The sequence below is a fragment of the Paenibacillus sp. PAMC21692 genome (genome assembly GCF_014303795.1).
GTDB lineage: Bacteria > Bacillota > Bacilli > Paenibacillales > Paenibacillaceae > Pristimantibacillus > Pristimantibacillus agaridevorans.
On sequence record NZ_CP060293.1, the window covers coordinates 8,227,293 to 8,247,030 of the forward strand.

Below are 19,738 nucleotides of genomic sequence, written 5' to 3' on the forward strand. Positions count from 1 at the left end.
TGACTAGTATAGCGAGCTTGATCGCAGAGGGGTGTCGAAGCGCGTAGTCGAAACGCAATTCTTTCTGACAAGATTCTAACTACAATTCCGACAAAATACGATGGTATACTTTGGGATTTAAGTTTAACAATTGGATTATATTTCAATTTGGTGAACCTGGGAAGTTACACCGGATTGCTGCAGGTAAGTAACGCTAGACCGATCGATGTCAGCTGCATCAGCGTGCGCAGCGTCTCCATCCTTGCGTACGTGCTTCATGGCATTCCGGCGCTGCTGGAACTATTCCTGATTGGAATCCGCTGATGCAGGATCGCAACATTGTATGAACTTAATACCGTGTGTGACCTGAACACCCGGTACCTTCACCATTAATTGTGCATTTTTACTCAATTTTACCGATGCCAGCAACCCCTGGATCGCAATTTGTACGAATATACACAAATCCTCGCTCTACACCGTTTCTTTGAAGTCTTTCAAACCAAAATTTATGTATATTTGTACAAATATACGGATATCTAGCTCATTCTCGGCTATATTTGTGTATTTTCGTACAATTGTTTTTCTAATCGCGTTATCGTACCGATAGTTTGGCCAAATAGCCTTTTCGTTGCAGCCAAAAAACGCCCCGGCTGCCGTTAGGCAACTCAAGGCGCGAGACTCATAAATTAATCCAGCAAAGCGGCCTGCCGCTTATAATGGTCCTCGATAACCATGCAGACCATCGCCTCGATAACCGGTACAACACGAGGGCAAATGCTGGGATCATGTCTGCCGATCGTCGTGATCGGCTTCTCGTTTCCTTCCACATCTACCGTCATCTGGGGCTTGGAGATGGAGGAGGTGGGCTTGACGACAACGCGGAACACGATGTCCGCACCCGTACTGATGCCGCCGATGATGCCGCCTGCATGATTTGTCTTGAAGCCGTCCGCACCCATCTCGTCGTTATGCTCGCTGCCCCGCATAGTGGCCGCCTGGAATCCCGTCCCGAACTCGATGCCTTTGATGGCGCCGATCGACAGCATCGCCTTAGCGAGCTCCGCGTCCAGCTTGTCGAATACCGGCTCGCCAAGACCTGCCGCCACGCCGCTGATTCTGCACTCGACGATGCCTCCGCAGCTGTCGCCCTCCAGAGCCAATCCCTCGATGTGCTTAATCATGCGCTCGGCCGCCACGGGATCGCATGCCCGCACCGCATTCCGCTCGATCGCATCGGGATCGAACGTTTCGCAGCGGATGCCGCCGATCTCCTTCGTATAGGCGAGTACGGATACGTTCCGCTTCTCCAGCAGCTTGCGCGCCACGGCTCCTGCCGCCACGCGGGCTGCCGTCTCCCTGCCCGAAGCTCTTCCGCTGCCCCGGTAATCCCGAATGCCGTACTTCTGATCGTACGTGTAATCCGCATGCCCCGGTCTGTACAACGACTTAATATCGTCGTATGCCGATGGCTTCATATCCGTATTGTTCAGGATGATGCATAACGGCGTGCCCGTCGTACGTCCTTCGAATATGCCGGATACGATCCGAATTTTGTCATATTCCTTCCGAGGCGTCGTTACGGAGGATTGGCCGGGCCGTCTGCGGTCCATCTGAACCTGAATATAGGCCTCGTCCAGCTCGACCCCAGGCGTGACGCCGTCTACGATGACCCCCACCTCCAGTCCATGCGATTCACCAAATGTCGTCATCTTCAATCGTTCCCCGAATGTGCTGCCCGCCATAACGCAAGCCTCCCTCTTTTTTCATCGTCCGAGTGTTCTCTTCTTCATTTTAGAGGTATACTTGGAATAAATGAAATTACAATATTTGATTCCTGTCATAGAGAGGGTTGATGTCAATGGTGTCTCATACGGAGTGGTATCGCATTTTCCTGTATGCCGCCGAAGCCTCGAATTTAACCAAAGCCGCTCAGCAGCTTCATATGACGCAGCCTTCCGTCAGCTACGCGATCAAGCAGTTGGAAGAAACGCTGGGCGTTACCCTGTTTAATCGATTGCCTAAAGGCGTGCAGTTGACCGAGGAGGGCAAGGTGCTGTATCGACATGTTCGACTTGCCTTCGAGGAGCTGGGAGCCGCCGAACGGCATATGAACAATCTCCGTCAATTGCATGAAGGGATTGTGCGCATTGGCGCGAACGGAGCCATTATTCGGGATAGCGTGCTCCCGGCGCTGGATGCGTTCCAAGACCGTTATCCGGATATCCACATCCAGCTTATCCAGGATCAATCCAGCAGTATTGTCGATCGGCTAAAGAAAGGAGAGCTGGATCTCGGCTTCGTCCATCTTCCGGTCTCGGACGACGAGATCGAGATCGTCGCATCGCGCATCTCCCCATACTGCGTCGTGGCAGGAACGGCCTTCGAGGAATACGCGGACGGACCTTTATCGGCGGAACAACTTACTAAGCTTCCGCTATTGCTGCTTTCCTCCGGAAGCTCAACGCGCAAATACGTTGAACGCTGGTTCCAATCACAAGGCATGGAGGCCAAAGCCGATTTCGAATTGAGCAGCTTGGATATGCTGGCCGAGTTCGCGGAACGGGGATATGGCGTAACGTTCCTGCCCCGGGCCTTCATCGCCTCCGGCATCTCCCGGAGATCGCTCCTGGAGCTTCGCACGGAGGTCCCGCTGCCGGATCGGCAGATTGGCATTGCCGCCAGAAAGCAGGCTCCCCTCTCCATCGCGGCGGAGTCCTTCCGGGACCTGCTGCAAGCACAGCAGTAGCGTCTTCCGCAGAAGACCAGCGCTTCTCGCGTTCCTGGGAGACAACTCGGCCAGGCATGGAGGCTGGCAGTGGCGTCTTCCGCAGCAGCCCAGTGAGCCTCGCATTCCTGGCAGACAGCACAGCCTGGCATGGAGGCCGGCTTTTCGAAGTTTACAAAAATCCCATCGAGCGGGACTTATCCGCGACCATCCAGTCGCCGCTGCGGCTCTTGGCGTAATCCGACTTCATCTCCTCGACCAACCGTTCCAAATCCGCTTCCCCTTCGTACTGGCGTTGCAGGGCAGCGGATACGTAGAGCTCGCCAAGTTGCGCGAAAGTAAAACCCTCCGTACGGCGGGCGATATCGGCGATCTGGTCCTCGGCGGCGAATCTGCCCAAGCCTTTGCGCGTCAGATAGGCAAGACGCAGTCGTTCGTCCGGCAGCTTCACCTCGTATGCCCGGTCGAAGCGACCGGCCCGGTTCATAAGAGCGGGATCGATCTTCTCCGGATAGTTGGTGGTCCCGATCAGGAAGACGCCTTCCTTGGAAGCGGCGCCGTCCAGCGTGTTCAGGAAATACGATCGGCAGGACTCCGGCATGGAGTCCAGATCCTCGATGACGAGCACCATCGGAGCCATGCGGGCCGCGGCCGCGAACACTTCGGCGATGGACTCGCTGTTCGTATACTCCGTAATTTGCCAATACGCGACAGGCGCGTCGACGGTAGCCGAGATCGAACGGACGAGCGTCGTTTTGCCGTTGCCGGGTTTGCCGTAGAGCAAAATGCCCCTTTTATACGGAATGCCATACTCTTGGAAGAACAGTCCCTCATTACTGAAAAATTCGTCCACCGAGCGGTAAATTTGCGTCTTGAGCGACTCCTCCATAAATACGTCGTCGCGCGTCACCTCGCTCTTGGGGTTCATCCGCTCCTGCTCCAATCCGTCGCGCGTATCGCTAAACAAGATCAGCTTCCTGCACTCCAGCTGGCGCTTGCGCATATCGGCGAGGAACGCTCCAAGCCCCTCATCATTCTCCGCGAAAATAATATCCTCGTTGCCAAGCCCGTACTGCGTCTCTCTCGGAATTCGGGCAAAGGCCACACGAAACTTGTCATAGACGAAAAGGTTGTTGCGAGCGGACGGACGAATCTCGTAGCCCGACAGCCGCCGGTCCGGCTCCGACTCGAACTGGAATTGGCTCGTCTCTACCAGATTGTACAGACTGGCAACATGCCGAAGCCCTTCGTAGCCGCTGCGGATGTCCTCGCAGAGCGCATCCCAGACGTCGTTGTTCTCATCCTGGTAATAGAGCTTGGGCTCTGCATCCCAACGTTCCGTCAGATTGACCATGATCCGTTCCATCATGGCCACATAGTTGAAGTAGTTATGCCTCCCGCCGATAGCCGCGCCTTTATCTTTGGCATCCGCGGACCGCACGATGAATGGCGTTTCGGTTTTCGGTTCATGTTTGAATACGATGTTCATCTTGTTCATTGTTCATCACCTTTATGTTAAATGCCTTTAATTGTCGCCATGGGCGGCATTTCGCGACAACGGATGCCAGACCCGCTCCGACTACGCTGTCCACGATTTCATCAACGTCCTTGTACGCTTGCGGGGATTCGTCCAGAATAGCCTCCAGCCCGCGATGGTTCACCACGATCTCGTCCTCTTCGCCGACGCGCATGGAACGGGCGAATTCGTCGACCGTGACCAGCTGCTTCGTCGCGTTGCGCGACCGTATTCTGCCTGCTCCATGACAGATAGAATGGTAGTTGGCCGCGCCGCCTGGGGCACCGACCATAAGATAGGAGGCCGTCCCCATGGAACCCGGGATAAGGGCGGGATGTCCCGTCTCCAAATACGGCGCGGGGTTGCCGGGATGGCCTGCGGGCAGCGACTTGGTCGCTCCTTTGCGGTGGACGAAGTAGGCGGACTCCCCTTCCCCCTCCTCGCAGGCGTAGTTATGCATCAAATCGTATAACGTGCGAAGCTCGGCAGCCTTGCCCAGCGTCTCCTTAAAAGCCTCGCGGACCGCGAAAGCCATGAGATGGCGATTTACAATGGCGAAGTTAAGCGCGGAATACATCAGGTTTACGTACGCGTACCCGGCCCCGCTGTCCAGCGGCGCGAACTGCAGCTTCGGATCTGCCGTGCCGAGTCCCGCGCGGCTCATCGTCTTCGCTACCTCGGAGCCGCAATACTGGTTGACGGAGCCGCCCCATGCCCGGGAGCCGGAGTGGATCATGACGACGACCATGCCGTCCTCAAGCCCCCACTGATTCGCAATCTCGCGGTTGTCTTCATGGATGCGTAGAGATTGAATCTCCACAAAATGGTTGCCGCCGCCCAGCGTTCCCAGCTGTCTATGGGCGCGATGCCACACATGCTCCGGCAGCCGGTCGAGCTCGGCTTCATCGAAGCGGAAGCCGCTGCTCTCGACATGCGTAAGCGAAGTCGCTTTCTTGGGCGTGTAGGCATCCGGCACGTATTTGCCCGGGAGACCGTGCAGCCCTTTGCGCAGCACATGCTCCAGCCGGATATCGGAGAAGAAGCCCCTCGCGTGGTTCTCCACCGGGATGAGCCGTTCGATCGCCTTTACCAGCTTGCGCCTCAGCCGAACGTCGCGAAGCTCTTCCTCGCGAATGTTCGTCAGGTGGACGCGCATGCCGCAGCCGATGTCGCTGCCCACGATGGAAGGCGAGACGAATCCGTTCTCCATCCCCCATACCGCCGTCGTCCCGATGCAGGTCCCGACGCCGACATGGGCGTCCGGCGTGTAGCTCATGAAGCGGATATTCGGGATTTGCAAATTGTTGTTCGCCATCTCGAGGACCTTGTGCCCCATTCCGTGGAACAGCGGGTCGCTGGCGTAGACATGCAGATCCCCTGCGGGCAGATCCACTCGTCTGTAATAAGTTTGTTGTGTGCTCATATGTCGGTACTCCTTTATTTTTCATTGGTTTCTTGACGCGGAATTGATCGGCGGCGCCGACCTGCTTTGCGCCAGGGGCGCGGTACCCGGCTTTTAGATTCGGCTAGGCCGACTGACAAGCAAAAACAAAGGGAAAACCTCCCACTATTTCGATCCCCTAGGGTCTCTGCATCAAATTAAAGGGAAATGTTCCCTCAATATTGCGTAATTACGAGTCCTCCGGCCGATTTCACGATAATTAGAGGGACACTTTCCTGCTATTGTCCCAAATATAGATGGATTGGCGCGAGAGTAGATGGAGCTTTTCCCTCTATTCGTGTCATGGGGCTGGATCCCGTTAGACCTTTGCGGGAGTTCTCGCGCAGTGATTTCACACTCATTCCCACCCTGCGGGTCCGGCAGGCTCCCCCAAGAAAAAAACCGCAAGCCCGAGGGCTCACGGTTGAACTGTGCAACAAGACAAACGCTTCACCGCTCCGCTCTGCAAGGGAGACAAATGTCGCGAATTCTTTCTCAGATCAGGCCCGTAGAGGCCGATGGACAATAAGCGTATGATATTGTGCCGCAGCTTGTTTGCGTTTTGTCGTCGTCGTATCGATCACGGCCATCGGCCTCCCTTCTCCATATAGTAAATCCATCTTACCCCTGCCGAGGTTCAAGTTCAAAGGAATAAACGGTTTAGTACCGAACTTTACCTCCACGCCTCGGTCAACGTATCGCGAAAAACCTCATCCAACCGTTCCATCCGTATCGGGTCAGCAGGCAATTCGGCGGCACGGGCCATCACCTCCAGCATGATTAGCTTCGAATCCAAATAATCATGAAGGACATCGATACGAGGCTCTCGGTCCAATTCTTCGCCGCGCATCTTACGAGCGAGAAGCTCCTGAATAACGGCATGAAGCTCGTTTCCCTCCGGCACGAGCTCCTCCACCAGCCGATGTAATTCCAGCGGCGGCATCTCTCCGAATTTGACAATCCACTCGCAGGCCAGCACCGGCCGCAGCACGTAGAAATATTTTTTGATGCGAACGACGTCGCCTTGCAAATATTCGCGGAAGTTGCCTCTTGCCATATTCAAGTAATGGAACATGCACGACTTGGGAGAAAAGGCTTCGGACGCCAGACGCCGTATCCGCTCTGCCGAGCTATAATATTCGCCATACTTGATAGGCGACTGCAGCCACTCCAGCAGCGGAGGATTGGACTTTCGCAGCAATCCCAGGGCCTTGCGCAGATCCCATCCGCTAATGTCCAGCATGTCGCTGATTGGCCGCTCGATCACATCGCGACGTTCGAAGACGGACAAATACCATTCCACCGGCCTTATATAGATAAATCGGACATCGTAATCGCTATCCTTGGAAGGAAATCCCCACGCCCGGCTCCCCGATTCGCAAGCATAGAGAATGCGGACGTTCTCCTCCAGCTCCAATCGTTTCAGCTCTTCATGAATAACTTCTTTTTTGATCTCGGTCATGTTTGCCGCCCCTCCCTTGCCCTCTCCAGTTACTCGACTTCCTCCATTTTCTTCTAAAACCGACTAGATGAACATGGCGGAAATATGGCGACATCTCATTTGGCAGCCCATTCCACAACAAAAACCTGCAAATCTCTTGATCTGCAGGCTGAGTACTCAAGCGCTGTTTGGAAATGCTTTATTTGTGATGCCCGCGAGGTTTTTTACCGCTCCAACGCTCGTCTACTTTCTCGTTAACGGACTGGTATCTCGTGTCGACGCTTAGCCGGTATTGATTAGTCGTATTTTCCAGTGAACAATGCATAAGGAACATTCCGAAAATTAATACGTCTCCGGCTTTATATTCTGTTGTCGCCCATTTGCCTCCGAATTTTTCTGTGACGACAAGAGGATCGTCTGTATAGTGTCCAAACCCGATATTGTCCCTGTCCGAGTCCTTGGAGCCGTAGGAACGTTTAAGCTCTTCGAAATTGTGAGAGTCAAGGCAAATCGCGAGCCCTCCCATGGCATAGTTGATATCGCCGAGCGGAGACCAGACGGTGTACAAGTTGTATGTCCCTCTTCCCATATATACGATATCGTAATGGGCACCGGTATAATCGCCTTTCCCGACCGCGCGCAACCATTTATAGTGGTAGGTCATCGATTGTTCGCCGAGCAGCTCATCGAAGAATCGCATAACATGATCGCCGTTAAGTACGCTAAGCAGCTCCGGGAGATCCTCGTTTGTCCCGCCGAAAAATATCGTTTTGCTACCGTCCGCCATTACCCCGTCTTCCAGCAACGTATCCCGTTCCAGTTTGCCCATCCGGTCCATTTTCTCCAGAATGCGTTGACGTGCTTTCATGACTTGTTCCCGGTCATGGAAATCTCTAAGCAAGAGGTAACCGTCTTCTTGCATTCTGTTTCTTAAAGCATTGATATCGTGAAGCAAATCGTTCGAGCTTCTTAATTCAGTCAGATGCGGGCCCCCTAACTCAAGCTCTCTGCTGCCGACTTTGACTATCATAACGGAACACTCTCCCTTGTTATTTATGACCAAAGTATAATTATTCCGCAAACGCGAAACCATGGAGAAATGTCTTCATTACATGTAAAATAGTACATGAATATGTCCGAATATTATTATCACAAGCAGTATTTATGTATAATTGACCAAAACGGAGGATGGAAGCGTTATGCATAAAATCATGAACATTCCATACGTATTAGCCCCAAGCGATAGTCGACTACCTTGCCGTTTCCATTCCATCTGGAAGGTGCATGCGAACGAATCGTATCAAGTCGCGAAACAAAATGGTTTTTCCGAACCCGGTCTATTCGTAACAATAGAAGGTGCTGGTAGTCTAACGTTAAATGGCGAAAAAAAGCTATTGCATGCTGGTACTTTTTTTATAGTTGACGTGGATATGCCATGCTCTTATTGCTGCATAGACGGCAATTGGAAATTTTATTTCATAGACTTCGCCGGAATGGATATGATTAAGGAGCTTGAGCTTGCTATTGGACAAGTGAAGACGAGCGCTAAAGTTGCAGATAGTGTTAAACTCTGCGAGAAAATAATCGAGGCTCTCATCGTTAAGCCTGTAGGTTATGTATATTCAGTCAACATTCTCCTTCAAGAATTGCTCCTTCTGTTCGCCCGAGAAAAATCGATCACAAACACTACTCGCGATCCTGAGCTCGATACCGTTCTTTATCATATGCACCAGAACATCGATAGGCTGTTCCGTGTCCAGGATTACATTGCGGAAAGCGGCCTAACCAGAACGACGTTTTTTTCGCGATTCCGCGGAATGACGGGACAATCTCCCGCTCAGTATATGCTCGACCTTAAGCTCGCCTCGGCAAAAGCATCATTGGAGACAACAAATCTGTCCTCCAAGGAAATTGCCTTGGCGTTAAACTTTTATGACGAATTCCACTTCTCGAAGATGTTCAAGCAACGTTATGGCTTTTCTCCCCGGACATACAGGAAAATGAAAATAGAATCGGATAGCAGTAGGCATTAATTTGATTTAGAAACAACGTGCCGCTCGTTAGGACAAAGGATAACTTTTTGACATACGGGGGTGGTGAATTGGAGAATCGAATCCAGGAGATTCGTAAAGAAAATGGCATTTCGCAGGAACAACTCGCAGCGGCTTGTACCGTTTCCAAACAAACGATCTATGCCTTCGGGAATAATAAATACGATCCGACGCTACAGCTTACCTTTATACTAGCGAAAGTTTTAGGCATGACAGTCGATGAGTTATTCATTCGTAATGCTTCTAGCTTATATCGTAGGGGGACTATTCTTCCTGTTGTTCTGTCAGATGTTCTACCGGAGGCTTCAACGAAATACGCTTGGAGTTATTGACGATTTTATCCGTTTGGCGATTCCGCTCGGAGTCGTAATAACAAACCGGATGGCGGCCGATGGGTTTCCCCAAGGTGACGGTAGTTAATCGGTCATAAACCGTTGAGAAGAGGATGAAAGAAAAAGCCGAGCGAATATCAGAGGATACCTGAAATACGTCGGCTTGACGGTACACTTCAAGCAATAAGCATGACAAGAATTATTTGGTGAGAATATTGTATAGCACTTGTGCTGCTTCAGCACGAATCGCAAAAGAGCGCGGATCGAATTGACCATTACCCTTTCCTTGCATCAGTCCAGCAGCAATTGCCTTGCTTACTTCTACAATCGCCCAGTCGGATACATTAGCGCCATCTGTAAAGACATCCGGCCCTGCGCTATCAACCTCAATGCTGCCATTCGCAAATTCGTATGCGCGTACCAGCATTGCCGACATTTGCTCGCGGGAAATGTTGTCCTCAGGTGAGAACGTGCTCGCCGATGTACCATTAACGAGTCCCGCCAGATGAGCTGTGACAACTTCCGAAAAGTACCACTGATCCGAGGTTACGTCAGCAAATGGCGATGCTTGTTCTGACAATTCGATTCCTAGAACTCTCACAAGCAGCGCTGCAAACTCCGCCCGCGTTACATCGCCATCGGGTGTGAAGTTCTTATCGTCTGTCCCGTTGACCAAATGCTTGGCAGAGAGAATTTGCAATACTCTGGCTGCCCAGTGGTCTGCAGGAACATCATCGAATAGCTTCGTATATAGGAAGACGGCATACTTCCCTAGGCGATCGATGTTTACAGATATTTGCCGGTTCTCCTTGTCAACGATACCACCGACATAGCGCCACTCCTGCGCATCCTCATCGAATACGTAGACACCGAGAAGCTCCTTGTCAAATACATCATCGTAATCCAATGTCAGGTTCATAGCCCCCTTAACTTCTCCAAGCTGAAGCTTACTGCCATCCGCAGTCCGTAGATACACGTCAAACATGGTAGCTGTGCCAGCCCGTTCGATACCAGTCGGATTACCCTCTACGGCAGCCTGCAGTTCCCCTTCGGATACCGCTGCTATACTCACTTCAAGCGTCGCACCGTTTGGATCCTCCAGCTTACTGAGGAGAGCTTCCAGCACCCCTTGCTTGATACGTAACTTTGCATCCTTTGATTGAAGGACAAGCGCTAACCCCTCTAGCCCTTTTACCGGTATCGAATATGCCGATTTTTTTTCATCAAGCTGCACAATCGCACTGCCGCCATTGATTTCTACTAGCTTCACTTCCGGTACGCCAGGCAATGTTGGATATTCAATGATAGGGCTAGTCGTTTCTTCCGGTATTTGATCATGAGGGATAACGTATTCCGTAAGAATCGGAACGATGATCTTGATGGATCCGTCCGATTGTTTCTTTACTGTTGGCTGAGTCGCGTTCCGGTTACCTTCGATCTGGTACAGCTGTCCGGCATAAAGCACTTCCTTTAACCCCATATTGTCAAGCTCGGCAGGCAGATTCGGCTTGATGTGCAGCCCATCCGACCTTGCTTCTACGCCCAGGAAGCCTTCCAGCATGACCATCGGTACAATGCCTGACTCAGAATATTCGCCAACGATGCCAAACACCCATGGCCCTCCAACAGGATTGATGGGATCTCGGCGCAATTCATCCTGATGGAATTCTTCCAGTATTTTCTCCATTCTTGCAAATGCGCTGTCTGCTCCGCCAGATGTCTTCAATCTGCCCATCATATCGTCGAAGGAGGTATAGAAGATCGCCCCGCCATTCTCCAGATGTTCGCCCCATCTCGCGCTGCTTGAAGGATTATTCGGGTCTACGCTGATGGCTCCGTTATAATCAAACCACCAATACGGCTCCTTGGATTCAACTGCTACCGTATTCGCTCTTGGCGCCCAGCCCCAGTGATAGATATCCTCCCCTGTCGAAGTATCTCCCTCAATAATTCGGTTGCCATCCAACCAGTCATATATAAAATCAGCACGATCCTCATCGGCCAAACCATACATAACAGCCATTGCATTCAAAAAGGTGAATCCGTAATCATGCTCTTCATCGTTCACGTCAATCGTAGCAATATATCGCCCAAGCTTATCATTCCAGAACGTCTCATTAAACTTTTCCTGGATTAGCGAAAGCAACTCGCGCAGTTCAGTTGCCCGATCCGGATTGCCTGCCGCATCCTCAAGATCAGCCATTGCCTTCACCGATCCATAGAACAACACATTTTCATAGGCACTCTTATAGCCCATCGGGTAGTTGTCCCAATAGTTGGAGGCATGAGCGTCTGCCGTACCGTCATTTTCCGGATCCTTAATAATTAGCAGACCATTTCTGCCCTCTTGATCCTCAAGCATAAATTCCATCGCTTCACGCACTTTATCCAACATCGTGTTCACGCCTTGAGGGTAGGCCGGTGCTGCTCCATATGACAGAGACGGCAATGGATTACTGAACAAGGAGTTATCCCGTGTCCACATATACAGCCTGTGCACGCCCATAATAAACAAAGGGTTATTGGAATAATGCCTGGACAGATCCAGATGCTTCTCCCCATACGCATGCGCCCAGATAAATCCATCATCTAACGGCACATCGAGCATCTGCCGGTAGAGCTCTTTTTTATTCGCCGTATCATTCGTCCAGGCCAGCTTCTGCGCTGTCCATAATTGCCATTCTGTCGGTCCAATGGCAAGGTTGCCGCCTGGGCCGTTCAACCAACGATTTCCTTCCGGTGTCAGCTCATTTTGCGCCAAACCATAAACCGTGAACATATTGCTCCAATCAGCATCATAGATGTCGCCTTTGGATGTATAGAATCGTGTTCCTTCCTTGCCAATCACCTTAAGCTCGGCTAATTGAAAGCCTAATTCGCTCTGATCGTCCTCGCCAAGCTCGTTTGCTGTAATCTTGAAATATTTAGCCGCAAGTCCGCCTGTCTCCAATACGAAATTAGAATCAACTGGACCAGGCACGGTCATATTTTGGTAAATGGGTACATCGTGCCAGATTAGACCATCTACACTATAAGATAATGTTAGCGCTCGCGGGAAACCATAACCTCCGGCTCGAGGGCTCAGCACAATTCGGTCAACCGTGTATACGCCCCCCAAATCCACCGCAAGATGCTCCTCTTGGGAAGGGTCATCTGCATGCAATTCACTGGACCAGTATGAGCTCGGATCGCCATCCAAAGCATGTATCCCGGCATAAGCCGCGTCCCGTTCAGAAGAAACGGAGGAGACTTGCACTCCGTTTATCGCATGATCGCCAGACGCTTCTGCAGCTTCTGTAACGACAACCTGTAGAGGCTCCGACCATTCTTGAGACGGGTTGCCTTTATTATCATAGGCCCGGACTTTAACCGAATATGTCCCTGGAGCTTCCCATGCATGTGAAGAATGTCCATTACGATACGCTTCACTAGTAGTTCTTGGTTTAACCGGCGATGACATGGACAACGAGCCGTCTCCCCAATCGAACAAATACGCAAGCATCGATCCAGCCCCGTGGGATGCTCCGCTAAAGAATTCAGCTGTTTCTCCTGTCTTGAGCGTTGCAGAACCTGTTGGAACTGCAGGCTTACCCGGTACTACTCCTGAGATGAAACCAACCTCTGCCTGATAGTTAAAGTTTTGCAATATCACTCCATTGGCATAAGAGATGGACGGATCCCCATTCTGACGATCATAGCCATAAACTCCGATCCATTCTACCGGATCGCTCAGCTCCCAGAGATAAGATCCCTGAGGCTGCTCCGGAAACTCCAATTCCAGCCAGGAATTATCATTGAAATTAACAAATGTTTTACTTATAATTGCTTCCTTGCTTGTAGTCGTTACATAGTCAGTATCCCAAGCATACAGAGACAGCGTCAGTTCTCCGACATTGTTCCCATAGCTTGGCGCCACAACTCGGAAAGAATCAAATCCTGATAATACATTAAATCTTTGCCCTCTTGTTGCTGTTGCGTTAAAATCAAAGGCGGGTCTATCTCCTTGCGGACTATAAAGCTTTGTCCAACCCATCACAGCAACTGCCGATCCTTCGGGATCTACTGCTCCTCCTTCGCTTAATTCAATTTCCGACATATAATTATAGCCCGGGAGCTCCACACCGTTGTCGAATGAGACGGACTTATCGTTACCATTTCGAGCAAATCCATATACCCCGACCCACTCTTCATGACCGCTTAATTCCCAGAGATAATCCCCCTCATCCTGTGTTGCAAAATTAATTTCCAGCCAGTCACTATCTATAAAATTGACAAATGTATCGACTTTGATAGGCTCCTGACTTGTTGTCGTTTCATAGTCAGTATCCCAGGCATACAAGGAAAGTGTAAGCTTCCCCGTATTGTTCCCATAGCTTGGCGCCGACAGACGCAATGAATCAAACTCAGCCTCGGCAGTAAATTTCTGGCCCTTTGTTTTTGTAGCGCTTGCATTAGTCGGAAACTCAAAATGAGCTTTATTCTCATTTCCAGTGTGAGTATACAGCCTGATCCAGCCATCCGCGCTAACTCGGGATGGGATCAAGGACAGCGAGCTGCATGCAATAATCAATGCAAGCAGCAATATTCCAAGTGTCCTGCAGTACTTGTTGAAATCACTAACATATGTCTTCATCCATCTTTTCCTCCGCTCTATGTCATAATAAGAGCCATAGCCAGTCCGCCTTTAGAAGGTTGTCTCTGCAACTGCTCTAATGCTGGAATTAAACTATGGCCCTTGGGTCAATACGAGCTACTTGATATAACCAAGCGCCTTGTATTGTTCCGTTGCGCTGTCGAGAAGCTGTTGGCCGCCGGCCTTCAACCATTCTGCCTTGAATGCTTCATAATCACTCGTATTTCCTAAGACGTATTTGATATCAAATTCGTTCTGAAGTCTCGAAACGTCATTCAACAACTGCGGATCCAGCGTCAATAACGATTCGAAATCTTGAAAGCGCGCGGCACCGATAGTCTCGTTATCAAGCTCAAATGTCTTTTCTTGAACCGCTCCCGGTTCTTTCGCCGTACTTTGAAGCACACTGTCACGATTGGTAGCGATCCATGTGCCATAATCCCATGCTCCCGGTAGATTACTGCGATAATTGCTGGAGTCTTTCAATTCGCTAAAAAATTTGGCGCCATTATCCAGGTCGGTCATCGTTTCTCCTGTAATGCCAACACCCCAACGTAATTTCCAGTACCCGTCATTTGGATAGGTTACGCCTTCAATCAATTGAAGCACTCGTTCAAGCTTCTCCGGATCCTTTGCCGCACTTGCGGAAATCGCCAGCATGCCGCTAAGCGGAGCATCTGCAGGCAATTTGCCCCCCAAATCCGCGCCTTTCGGCATTGGAAGGTTCGTCCATATTTCCGCCGCTTTTCCAGTATTGTTTGTATTCGCTTCGTACTCTGAAAGCAGAACGCCAGGATATTGATCCACGCCAACCTTGTCTGTACCCAGCTTCACTTTCTTTTGCTCCCAATCCTGCGTGTACCAGTCCGGATCAATAATCTTCTCATCCTGCAGCAGTTTCACGAAATCCAAAAATTTCTGATGAGTACCATTAAGAATGGAATGATCTACCTGGTTATTGGTCACTTGGAAGCCCATTTGACCATACATATTTTCTAATTGCGACAAGGAGCTGAAATTGGCACCTGCGCCTGCAGAGGTAGCTCCCCATGTATCGTCTTGATTGTTGCCGTCTGGATCGTTGAAGGTAAACTGCTTGAATACTTCAATTAATTCAGTATCCGTCTGCGGAATTTGCAAGCTTAGTTTATCCAGCCAGTCCTTGCGGATTTTGAACGACCATGTATTGGCATCCGGCTGTCTGGGCAACGCAAACATCTTTCCGTCTTGAGATACATATTGCTTGGCTACATCGGATATTGTGGCTGCTGCGGTCGGCACTTTATCCAGCAATGGGACCCAATCATCAAGCAGTACTCCCTGATTGTATAGCTTCTGGAACAAGGTTCGATCCGTACCTGCAACAAAGATCAGATCAGGCTGATTGCTTCCCGAGAAACGAGTGAACAGCTTGCTCTCGAAATCATTGGCAGGGATTGTCGTCAAGGTGAAGTCAATGTTAAACGTTTCATCAATCCACTTCTTGAAAGGATCACTGTCGTCTGTAGGTGTGTTAACCCAGCCCGTCTCGATCAATTCGATAGCGAACTTCTTATCGCTGGCTTTCTCAGCGTCGGTAGCTCCAGCTGTTGGACTAACCGTATTCGAAGGACTTACATTGTTCGAATCTCCTGATGAGCATCCTGCAAGCATAATGATTCCGGCAAGCATCAGTGTACCTACTGTTCCCCATTGTTTTCGTCTCAACATTCAAATCATGCCTCCTATATTTGTTTTAACCCTTTACAGCCCCCAAGTACATTCCTTTAGTAAAATATTTTTGCAGAAAAGGATAGACGCACAGAATTGGCAGAATACCGTAAACAACCAATGCCATCTTCAATGATTCCTGCGAAATGGATGGAATAATCGTGGCCGCTCCCGCATTTTGCATAATTGAGAATTCGCGATCATTCTCGAACATATTGCGAATAAGAAGCTGCAACGGATACAGCTTGCGATCATCGATATAAATAAGAGCATCAAACCATGCATTCCAATGACCAACGGCTGTAAAGAGTCCAATTGCCGCCATGGCTGGCGCCGCCATCGGAATCATAATTTTCCACATAAGCTGAATCTCTCCAGCCCCATCGATTTGAGCCGATTCTTCTACCTCTGTGGGCAGATTTTCAAAAAACTGTTTCAACACCAGCACACTCCAGCTATCCACTAATCCCGGGATGATCAGCGCCCAGATCGAATCCAGCAGTTGCATATCCCTAACGACCAGATAGGTTGGAATCAGGCCTCCGCCAAACAGAATGGTGATAAGAATGGCTAGCAGCAGCACTTTCCGACCAGGAAGCTTCTTCCTTGACACCGCATATGCCGTTATAACCGTAAAAGCTAAAGTCAGTAACGCCCCCATCGCCGTCCTTAATAACGTTACTCCCATCGCCTTTGTGAACAGGGTGCTTGCAAACATTTGCTGATATGCCTGCAGCGTAATTTCATCCGGCCAGAGAATAAAGCCGCCCTTGGCGTTCCATTCCTGTATGTACACAAGCGAAGATGATATCGCATACCACAAGGGTAGGACGGAAAAAACGCTTATTACCGAAACAATAATCGCTGCGGACCATTGGTAGACCCGTTCGGACATTCTTCCTCCTCCTTCCTCCTCGAGTTACCAAATGCCGGTCCCCGTCAATTTCTTCGAGATCGAGTTCGACGACAATACTAATATGAGGCCAATTACGGATTGAAATAAGGAAACGGCCGTTGTCATGCTGTACTGCATAGAGCCTAGACCCTGCCGATACACATAAGTATCGATGACATCACCCACGCTATAGGTGGCTGGATTATAGAACAACAGAATCTGTTCCGCACCCGCATTCAAGATGCCTCCTAATGAAAGTGTGAACAAAAAGATCATGACCGACTGGAGCCCCGGCAGCGTTACGTGCCATATGCGTTTTAACGGGCCGGCACCGTCTATCTTGGCTGCATCGTACAGCGAGGGATCAATCATTGACATTCCTGCCAAATAAATAATCGTGCCCCATCCGATTTCCTTCCATATCGCCGATCCAATTAATAATGGCCGGAACCAATCCGCATCAAGCAGGAAGTTCTGAGCCTTGCCTCCTATTTCCTCTAGCAAATGATTGACTAATCCCGTGTTTGAGAACAACGCATATACAAGTCCATACATAATGACCCACGAGAAGAAATGGGGAATATAAAGCAACGTTTGACTTATTCTGCGAAGAAGGGAAGAATGCAAATCGTAGAGCAGAATAGCTAGTATGATCGGCGGAAGAAATCCAAACGCTAAACGCAGTAAACTGATAGCGATGGTATTCCTCAGTACTTGATAGAATTCGTTCTTAGAGAAGATATGCGTAAAATTATCGAAACCAATCCATTCGCTATGCCAGATCCCGCCAAGTAGCGTAAAATCTTTAAATGCAAGCGTCACCTGTACAAGCATAGGATAGTAACGAAAAATGCCATAATACACGAGAACAGGCGTGATCAGCAGATATATGAACCAAAAGCGTTTCATCTGCTTTAACCCTATCCAGCCAAGAGGATTTGGTCTTCTATCAACCCGGCCGGCCATCTCATTATCGCGATACTCCATCTGATAATTCACCCCCTTGCAGCCTATTTCGCTACGGCTTGATTAGCTTGCATTGTCATTTTATCGAACGGCCAATTGCATTTAAAGGTGACAATCGAAGCAAAAGGGTATAGATATTGACACAACATCATTTGAATGTTGCTTGCATGAATCTTCTATTTTATACTCATGATTATCACTTCATTGAATAGAAAATAAACCGGCTGGAGCGGATGAGCTTGAGAAAGTTATCGCGCTTGAAATATCGAAACTGGCCTATATTCTACAAAATGGCCATTGTCTTCTCTCTGCTGTCGACCAGTCTGATTCTAAGCACTGGGTTCTTGTCGTATGTCATTTACCGCAATAGCTTGGAGAACCAAATCGGTGAATTCGTTCCGCAAGTACTCTCTCAAGTCAATCATCAGGTAGAAAATTATTTGGATGATCTCAAATCAACATGGCCGGATAATTTGGAACAGGCATTAAAGGAAATCAATCTTAAGGAAGGTCTGCCCTCCTTGGAGAAAACGTTAATGATTCGTGACATCATTGATACACTTAAATTACAGTTGAAAGGCTCTCTCTATGGGGTCACGTTCTATACAGATCAAGGATATGCTTATGTAAACGAACAATCCGGCGGTGTATGGAAGAATGTCTCCTACGTGAACCAACCGTGGTATAGCCAATTGGACTTGGTCGACTTTTCTCCGATTGTGCTGGGTACCGTCCATCAACAAATTGTGAATAATAGCAACGGAACGTTTTTCTTCTCCATCGTCCAGCCTCTTCGTCTTACCGGTACGAAGAATTTGGCAGGCGTCATGCAAATTTTCGGCACGATGGAGCCTTTGAATACGATTATGAATGGAATTGATCTAGGACCCGACTCCAGATTCTATATTCTCGATAACGATAATAAAATTGTTTATTCTACGTTTTCATCCCAATTCGGTAAATATTGGAGCCCGACATTCGGATTCGACATTAGCAAGCAAGTGCCTGGAGCCCATTCGGACACTGTGATGCTCAATAACAAAAAATATATGCTGAGCTACAATTGGTCATCCGGAACCAACTGGAAGGTGATCGGATTTGTGCCGATGGACAATTTCAGCAAAGGTATATCCCGAATTGCCCTGTGGACGGGGATTTGGGGAGTAATCGGGGTTGTGATTGCAATTCTATTATCGAGTCTTCTAGCTTACGGATTTACCCAGCGTCTCAAACAATTGAGCAAGCAAATTCGTTCGACCCAGCTTGATGAATTAGAACAGAAGCAGGAAGCGTTGCAATATGATGAGATTGGTTATCTATCCGTTTCCTTCCGAAGCATGATCAATCGCATTCGCAATTTGGTCGACGAGGTGCTGAAGTCAAAGATTTTGAAACAGGAGGCTGAAATCAAGGCGCTTCATAGCCAGATCAATCCGCATTTTCTCTATAATGTCCTGGAATCCATTCGTATGACCGTCAAGAAGGGGGAGCATGCCGCGGCAGAAGCTGCTTTAGTGTCTCTTGGGCAGCTTTACCGCTATCAAACCAATCAAGAGAATGATCTCGTTACAATAGGTAAAGAAATGGAATTTATCGAGCAATATTTGCACATTCAACAATTCCGCTTCGGAGACTTGCTGGAGGCCCAAGTAGATGTGGCCTCAGATGTCCATAATTTCCTCTTCCCTCGGATGATCCTCCAGCCGCTTATCGAAAATGTGCTTAAACACGGTCAATCTCAATTCGACATGTTCATTCAGCTGCTCGTTCGTATTCGTTGTGAACAGGAGTCCATCCTCGTCGATATTGCGGATGAAGGCGACGGGATGAGCGTTGTAAGATTGCAAGAGGTGCTCGACGGATTAGAGCAGGGAGTTACAGTTGACCAACGATTCGGTCTTGCGAATGTATATCAACGCATCAAGAATCTATATGGAGAGCGAGGAATCATGCACATTGAAAGCGAAGAAGGAGCGGGAACGATCATCCAAATACGCATACCCGCTGAACATTATACGAAGGCTGCACACATTTGAGAGGGGTTGCTCC

Annotated in this window: 13 protein-coding genes and 1 pseudogene; 5 read left to right on the forward strand and 9 right to left on the reverse strand. The window is 49.5% G+C overall.

Annotated features, from left to right (window positions below; translation table 11 throughout):
• Positions 1-174 precede the first annotated feature (174 nt).
• Positions 175-303 carry a hypothetical protein gene (locus H7F31_RS34425; protein WP_261800225.1) on the forward strand — a complete coding sequence of 43 codons (129 nt, stop codon included), beginning with the start codon at positions 175-177 and terminating at the stop codon, positions 301-303.
• Between the two features lie 362 nt (positions 304-665).
• Here the strand turns inward: H7F31_RS34425 and aroC are convergent, their stop codons facing one another.
• Positions 666-1,721, reverse strand: coding sequence for a chorismate synthase (gene aroC / locus H7F31_RS32700; protein WP_187102254.1), 1,056 nt, complete (start codon positions 1,719-1,721; stop codon positions 666-668).
• Between the two features lie 116 nt (positions 1,722-1,837).
• Between aroC and H7F31_RS32705 the strand changes: the two genes are divergently transcribed.
• Positions 1,838-2,725 carry a LysR family transcriptional regulator gene (locus H7F31_RS32705; protein WP_187102255.1) on the forward strand — a complete coding sequence of 296 codons (888 nt, stop codon included), beginning with the start codon at positions 1,838-1,840 and terminating at the stop codon, positions 2,723-2,725.
• Positions 2,726-2,876: 151 nt separating this feature from the next.
• Here the strand turns inward: H7F31_RS32705 and H7F31_RS32710 are convergent, their stop codons facing one another.
• The 4 genes from H7F31_RS32710 to H7F31_RS32725 form a co-directional block, all read right to left on the reverse strand.
• On the reverse strand, positions 2,877-4,193 hold the full coding sequence (locus H7F31_RS32710) for an AAA family ATPase (protein ID WP_187105667.1): 1,317 nt from the start codon (positions 4,191-4,193) through the stop codon (positions 2,877-2,879).
• On the reverse strand, positions 4,171-5,643 hold the full coding sequence (locus H7F31_RS32715) for an RtcB family protein (RefSeq protein WP_187102256.1): 1,473 nt from the start codon (positions 5,641-5,643) through the stop codon (positions 4,171-4,173). Before H7F31_RS32715 ends, H7F31_RS32710 begins: the two co-directional genes overlap by 23 nt.
• A gap of 691 nt (positions 5,644-6,334) precedes the next feature.
• Positions 6,335-7,123, reverse strand: a complete 789-nt coding sequence (locus H7F31_RS32720) for a nucleotidyltransferase domain-containing protein (RefSeq protein ID WP_187102257.1) — start codon at positions 7,121-7,123, stop codon at positions 6,335-6,337.
• Between the two features lie 178 nt (positions 7,124-7,301).
• Complete coding sequence (locus tag H7F31_RS32725) at positions 7,302-8,132, reverse strand: phytanoyl-CoA dioxygenase family protein (protein ID WP_187102258.1); 831 nt, start codon at positions 8,130-8,132, stop codon at positions 7,302-7,304.
• Between the two features lie 250 nt (positions 8,133-8,382).
• Between H7F31_RS32725 and H7F31_RS32730 the strand changes: the two genes are divergently transcribed.
• On the forward strand, positions 8,383-9,135 hold the full coding sequence (locus tag H7F31_RS32730; RefSeq protein ID WP_187102259.1) for an AraC family transcriptional regulator: 753 nt from the start codon (positions 8,383-8,385) through the stop codon (positions 9,133-9,135).
• Positions 9,136-9,203: 68 nt separating this feature from the next.
• Positions 9,204-9,386 (forward strand): annotated as a pseudogene (locus H7F31_RS34430) (helix-turn-helix transcriptional regulator); the annotation flags it as partial.
• Between the two features lie 298 nt (positions 9,387-9,684).
• Here the strand turns inward: H7F31_RS34430 and H7F31_RS32740 are convergent.
• The 4 genes from H7F31_RS32740 to H7F31_RS32755 all read right to left on the reverse strand — a co-directional run bounded on the left by H7F31_RS32740 (position 9,685) and on the right by H7F31_RS32755 (position 17,710).
• Complete coding sequence (locus H7F31_RS32740; protein WP_187102261.1) at positions 9,685-14,118, reverse strand: S-layer homology domain-containing protein; 4,434 nt, start codon at positions 14,116-14,118, stop codon at positions 9,685-9,687.
• A gap of 117 nt (positions 14,119-14,235) precedes the next feature.
• Complete coding sequence (locus H7F31_RS32745) at positions 14,236-15,828, reverse strand: type 2 periplasmic-binding domain-containing protein (RefSeq protein WP_187102262.1); 1,593 nt, start codon at positions 15,826-15,828, stop codon at positions 14,236-14,238.
• Between the two features lie 25 nt (positions 15,829-15,853).
• Complete coding sequence (locus tag H7F31_RS32750; protein WP_187102263.1) at positions 15,854-16,723, reverse strand: carbohydrate ABC transporter permease; 870 nt, start codon at positions 16,721-16,723, stop codon at positions 15,854-15,856.
• A gap of 24 nt (positions 16,724-16,747) precedes the next feature.
• On the reverse strand, positions 16,748-17,710 hold the full coding sequence (locus H7F31_RS32755; protein WP_261800226.1) for an ABC transporter permease: 963 nt from the start codon (positions 17,708-17,710) through the stop codon (positions 16,748-16,750).
• 218 nt (positions 17,711-17,928) lie between these two features.
• Between H7F31_RS32755 and H7F31_RS32760 the strand changes: the two genes are divergently transcribed.
• Positions 17,929-19,725 carry a sensor histidine kinase gene (locus H7F31_RS32760; protein ID WP_187102264.1) on the forward strand — a complete coding sequence of 599 codons (1,797 nt, stop codon included), beginning with the start codon at positions 17,929-17,931 and terminating at the stop codon, positions 19,723-19,725.
• Positions 19,726-19,738: the final 13 nt, after the last annotated feature.